The sequence below is a fragment of the Hyalangium sp. genome, assembly GCF_045802625.1.
Classification (GTDB): Bacteria; Myxococcota; Myxococcia; order Myxococcales; family Myxococcaceae; genus Hyalangium.
This window is the reverse complement of sequence record NZ_JBJMQP010000248.1, coordinates 1-3,757: the sequence shown is the minus strand read 5'-3', so window position 1 is coordinate 3,757 and position 3,757 is coordinate 1. Positions and strand designations below refer to the sequence as shown.

4 protein-coding genes are annotated in these 3,757 nt (G+C 69.3%); 1 reads left to right on the top strand and 3 read right to left on the bottom strand.

From position 1 onward, the window contains the following. Positions 1-228 precede the first annotated feature (228 nt). The 3 genes from ACJ8AT_RS38630 to ACJ8AT_RS38620 are packed head-to-tail and all read right to left on the bottom strand — an operon-like array spanning position 229 to position 3,205. Entirely contained in the window at positions 229-780 is a 552-nt protein-coding gene (locus ACJ8AT_RS38630) for an acyltransferase (protein WP_407743000.1), read from the bottom strand. A gap of 7 nt (positions 781-787) precedes the next feature. Then, complete coding sequence (locus tag ACJ8AT_RS38625; RefSeq protein WP_407742999.1) at positions 788-1,699, bottom strand: glycosyltransferase family 2 protein; 912 nt, start codon at positions 1,697-1,699, stop codon at positions 788-790. A 6-nt stretch (positions 1,700-1,705) separates the two neighbouring features. Next, complete coding sequence (locus tag ACJ8AT_RS38620) at positions 1,706-3,205, bottom strand: oligosaccharide flippase family protein (protein ID WP_407742998.1); 1,500 nt, start codon at positions 3,203-3,205, stop codon at positions 1,706-1,708. Between the two features lie 48 nt (positions 3,206-3,253). Between ACJ8AT_RS38620 and ACJ8AT_RS38615 the strand changes: the two genes are divergently transcribed. After that, positions 3,254-3,757: glycosyltransferase family 4 protein (locus ACJ8AT_RS38615; protein WP_407742997.1), on the top strand; the 504-nt coding region annotated here is incomplete at its 3' end.

The window sequence follows — 3,757 nt, the reverse complement described above, 5'->3', positions numbered from 1 at the left end:
CGTTGTGCCAGGCGGAGTACGCAGTGACGCCCGGGAAGGCCTGATCAAAGCCGTAGTAGAAGACGTTGCAGCCGAGCTCGGCGAGCGCGCTCCCCAGGGCCAGGGTGACGCCGGGAGCGCCGAGGTTCGGATCAAGCTGGTGATGGATACCGAGGAGGACGCGAAGGCCAGACACACTGTCACCGGAGAGGAGGGATGACTGGGCGTTGGATAGCACGCGCGCTTGCTTCAAGTCCTGGCGCGGAGCACGCGCGCCGGAACACCGGCGGCCACGACATTCTCCGGCAGGCTCCGGGTCACGACGCTCCCCGCGGCGACCACTGTGCCCCGGCCGATGGTGACCCCCTTGAGAACGATGACCCCTGCCCCCAGCCAGCAGTCCTCTCCAATAACCACGGGGCCGGCGGTCCCCAACTGAAGGCGCATGGGCGTGCCCAAGCTCATGCCGTGGTTCGTATCGTTGATGTAGCAGTTGGGCCCCAGCATCGTATCCGCGCCAATGCTCACGGAGCAGGTGCTCTCGACGATGCATTGTGCCCCCAGGAAGACGTGCGCGCCGAGCTGGATACGGCCGGGAGGGTGCTGCGCCGAGAGCGCGGAGACCTGAAGTGAAACATGAGCGCCCAGCATGCACCGGTCGGCGATCTCCAGGAGGTCCGGCCGGTTGGCTCGGAACCCCGGCCCGACGTGGAGCCGCCGGGAGCCCCGGTAGCCACGCAGCACCAGCGCCTGCACACGCAGCCGGGACTGGGCTCTTTCATAGAGAGAGTAGAGATCCATCGCAGACTCAGCGCCGGAGTTGCCGCAAGACGGACGCGACCACCCAGGGTGGAAACCCTAGCATGTAGCGCCAGCGCGGCATGGCGAGGTGCGCTCGCAGGCTTCGACGGTACAGCTCCAACGCCAGCCCAGGCCGCCCGCCCTCGGCCAGCCAGCGCGTCACATGCCGTGCGTTGTGGAGAATCAGCATCAGCCGTTCCCGCCTGCGGGCCGCGCCTCCTGGGTAGGCTCCGAGCCGCTCCTGTTCGAGCAGGTAGCACAGCCCCTCGAAGCCTCGCTCGAGCTCTCTCGAGGAAGAGCCCCCGTGCTGGCGGTAGCCCACCACCAGGGGGGCCTCTATCCAGGCGAAGCCACGCTCCGTGCCCAGGCGATAGAGCAGATCATGATCCTCGCCGCTGATGCGGCGGGAGGTGAACCCGCCCACCTGGCGCAGCGCCTCCGTGCGCACGGCGATGACACAGGCGGTGCGGACGAACGACTCCTCCGCGGTGGCGAAGTAGTCCGCGAACGCGTGGGCGCGCAGAGGCTCACGGCGCACCCGGCCCAGTTCCTCCAGGTGATGGAAGGGGGCGGGTGAGCCCATCACCACCGCAGGCTCTCCGTACATGTGAATGACCTGCCGGTACGTGGCCAGCGCCCACGGGAACCACAGGTCGTCGCTGTCCAGGAAGACCACGTACTCGCCCGTGGCCTGCTGGATACCCAGGTTCCGCGCGGCGCCCTGCCCCTGGTTCGTCTGGCGCAGCCCGCGCACGCGCTCGCCGTACCGCGCAAGCACCGCCTGCGTGTCATCCGTGGAGCCGTCATCCACCACGAGCACTTCGTAGTCGGTGGACTCCTGAGCGAAGACGGACTCCAGCGTCTCCTCGAGCAGCCGAGCCCGGTTGTAGGTCGGGATGACGATGGAGAAGAAGGGCATGGCCGTCTATCCCACGCGCGCGCGCAACCGGGTCCGCACGAGCTCGATGATGGTGCGCAGTTCGGCCACCAGCGGCAGCGGTCCAGGCAGGCGCTCGCGCAGAAGGAAGAGGACCGCAAACAGGGCCACGCCAACGAAGCCCTGAGCCCACATGCCCTCACGCACGAGGTACGGCGTGGCGAGCAGCACCCCCAGCAGCAGCAGGCCCACGGTGACGACCGGCTCCACCACCTCCATCACGAGCCCTCGCAGCGCCGGATTGAGCCGCGTGACGAGCCACGCGGTGACTGCCAACTCACCCATGCTGACGATGCTCCCCAGCGGGCCCACTCCGGCGAGGCCGAAGCGATGGATGAGCCACGTCCCCAGCCCCCACTTCGAGACGCCGACGCCCAGGGTGACCGCGAGCCGCTCCCAGGGGCGGCCTCCGGCATTCTGCGCGGTCACCAGCAAGCCCACGAGCGTGAACATGATGCACTCCATGCTGAACCACTGGGCGAGCGGGACAGCGGGCACCCAGCGCTCGCCGAAAAAGAGCGGCACGGCCACCGGCACGGCCAGCACGGCCAGGGGGATGAGCAGGCAGAGGGCGGCGGACAGGCGCCGCAGCGACGTGCGCAGATAGTCGGCGAAGCCGGCGGGATCATCCTGCAGGCGGCAGTAGGCGGGGAAGGCCACGCGGGTGAGGATGCCGCTGAGCAGCATCGGCGTGGAGGCCAGCGCCCAGGCCCAGTTGACGAGCCCCACGGCGTCCTTGCCCAGAACGCGACCAACCACCAGAGGCACCCAGCCCGCGACGAATGCGGCCAACAGCGGCGGCAACTGGTACGCCAAGCCGAAGCTCAACAACCGCCGGATGATGGCGCCGTGAAACATGAGCTGTGGCCGCCAGGGAGACGCCTGCCAGATGCACAGCAGGCCCACGGCGCCACGCGCCACCCCGCCTCCCACCAGCGCCCAGGCCCCACACCCCAGCACGGCCATGCCGAGCGTGGTGAGCACCTGCGCCAGGTTCTCGATGAGCTCGGCTCGGGCGATGGCCGTGAAGGCGAGCCTCCGCTCCAGCGTCATGAGGGGGATGATGCGCAGGGAGAAAAAGAACATGCCCCCCGCCGTCACGTAGATCATGGGGAGCGCCTGCGTGCCCAGGGCGTACCCCTGGACGAGGCGAGGCGCCAGGACCACGACGAGGGTGGCCAGCACGGCGGTCAGCGCTTGGTGGCCCCAGAAGATGGTGGAGGTCTCTTCTGGCGTGGGCTCGTGGGGCTGACGCACCAGGGCGGCGCTGAGCCCCACATCCCCCAGGTAGGCTCCCAGTGTCGCTGCGTACGAGACGATGCCGAACAGGCCATAGTCATCCGGGAACAGCAGGTGAGACAGCACCAGGGCGCTGACCACGCGCAAGCCCTGGGAGGCGAGGGTACGGGCGGCGAGGATCAGCACCCCCCTCTGGGCGCGGGCCTTCACCTCGGAGGTGGTCACTTCTGGGGTGGCGGTGGCGTTCATCCGAAGCAGGCCGCGCCCGCCAAGGCCTGAGACGCGCGCGAGCCCCGAATGCTACCGGTGGCTGGCACTCCCCTCAAGCACGGGCAGGCGTGCCCGCTCCCCGGCCAGGCGTGGCCCGCCTCAGACCCATTCGAGTCTTTTGACACTCCCGGAGCGCGAGCACTACGGTCCGCGCCGCATGCGACCTGGCGGCATCCTGAACTTCCTCGAGGGAGAGACGCGGATGGGGGTGCCCTTCTGAGCCGTCCCACCCCGCCAGTCTCGGAGGTCGCCTGGCACCTGCTCACGGGCGAGTACCCGCCCCAGCCCGGTGGCGTCAGTGACTACACGCGGCTGATCGCGCGGGAGCTGGCGCGCCGAGGCCTGGAGGTCCACGTGTGGGCTCCTGGCAAGGCCGGGGAGACGCGGGAGGAAGGTGTCACCGTGCACCGCGCGCCGGGCCTCTTCACGCCCGCGGGGCTGATCCGGCTGTCGCGGGGGTTGGAGCGCTGCCGGGCGCCGAGGCGGCTGCTGCTCCAGTACGTGCCGCACGCGTTTGGACTGAAGGCGATG

What these genes read in the sequence shown, in the direction of transcription:
- ACJ8AT_RS38625 (WP_407742999.1), bottom strand. Translation starts at nt 1,699, where the DNA reads ATGCCCTTCTTCTCCATCGTCATCCCGACCTACAACCGGGCTCGGCTG.
- ACJ8AT_RS38630 (WP_407743000.1), bottom strand. Translation starts at nt 780, where the DNA reads ATGGATCTCTACTCTCTCTATGAAAGAGCCCAGTCCCGGCTGCGTGTG.
- ACJ8AT_RS38620 (WP_407742998.1), bottom strand. Translation starts at nt 3,205, where the DNA reads ATGAACGCCACCGCCACCCCAGAAGTGACCACCTCCGAGGTGAAGGCC.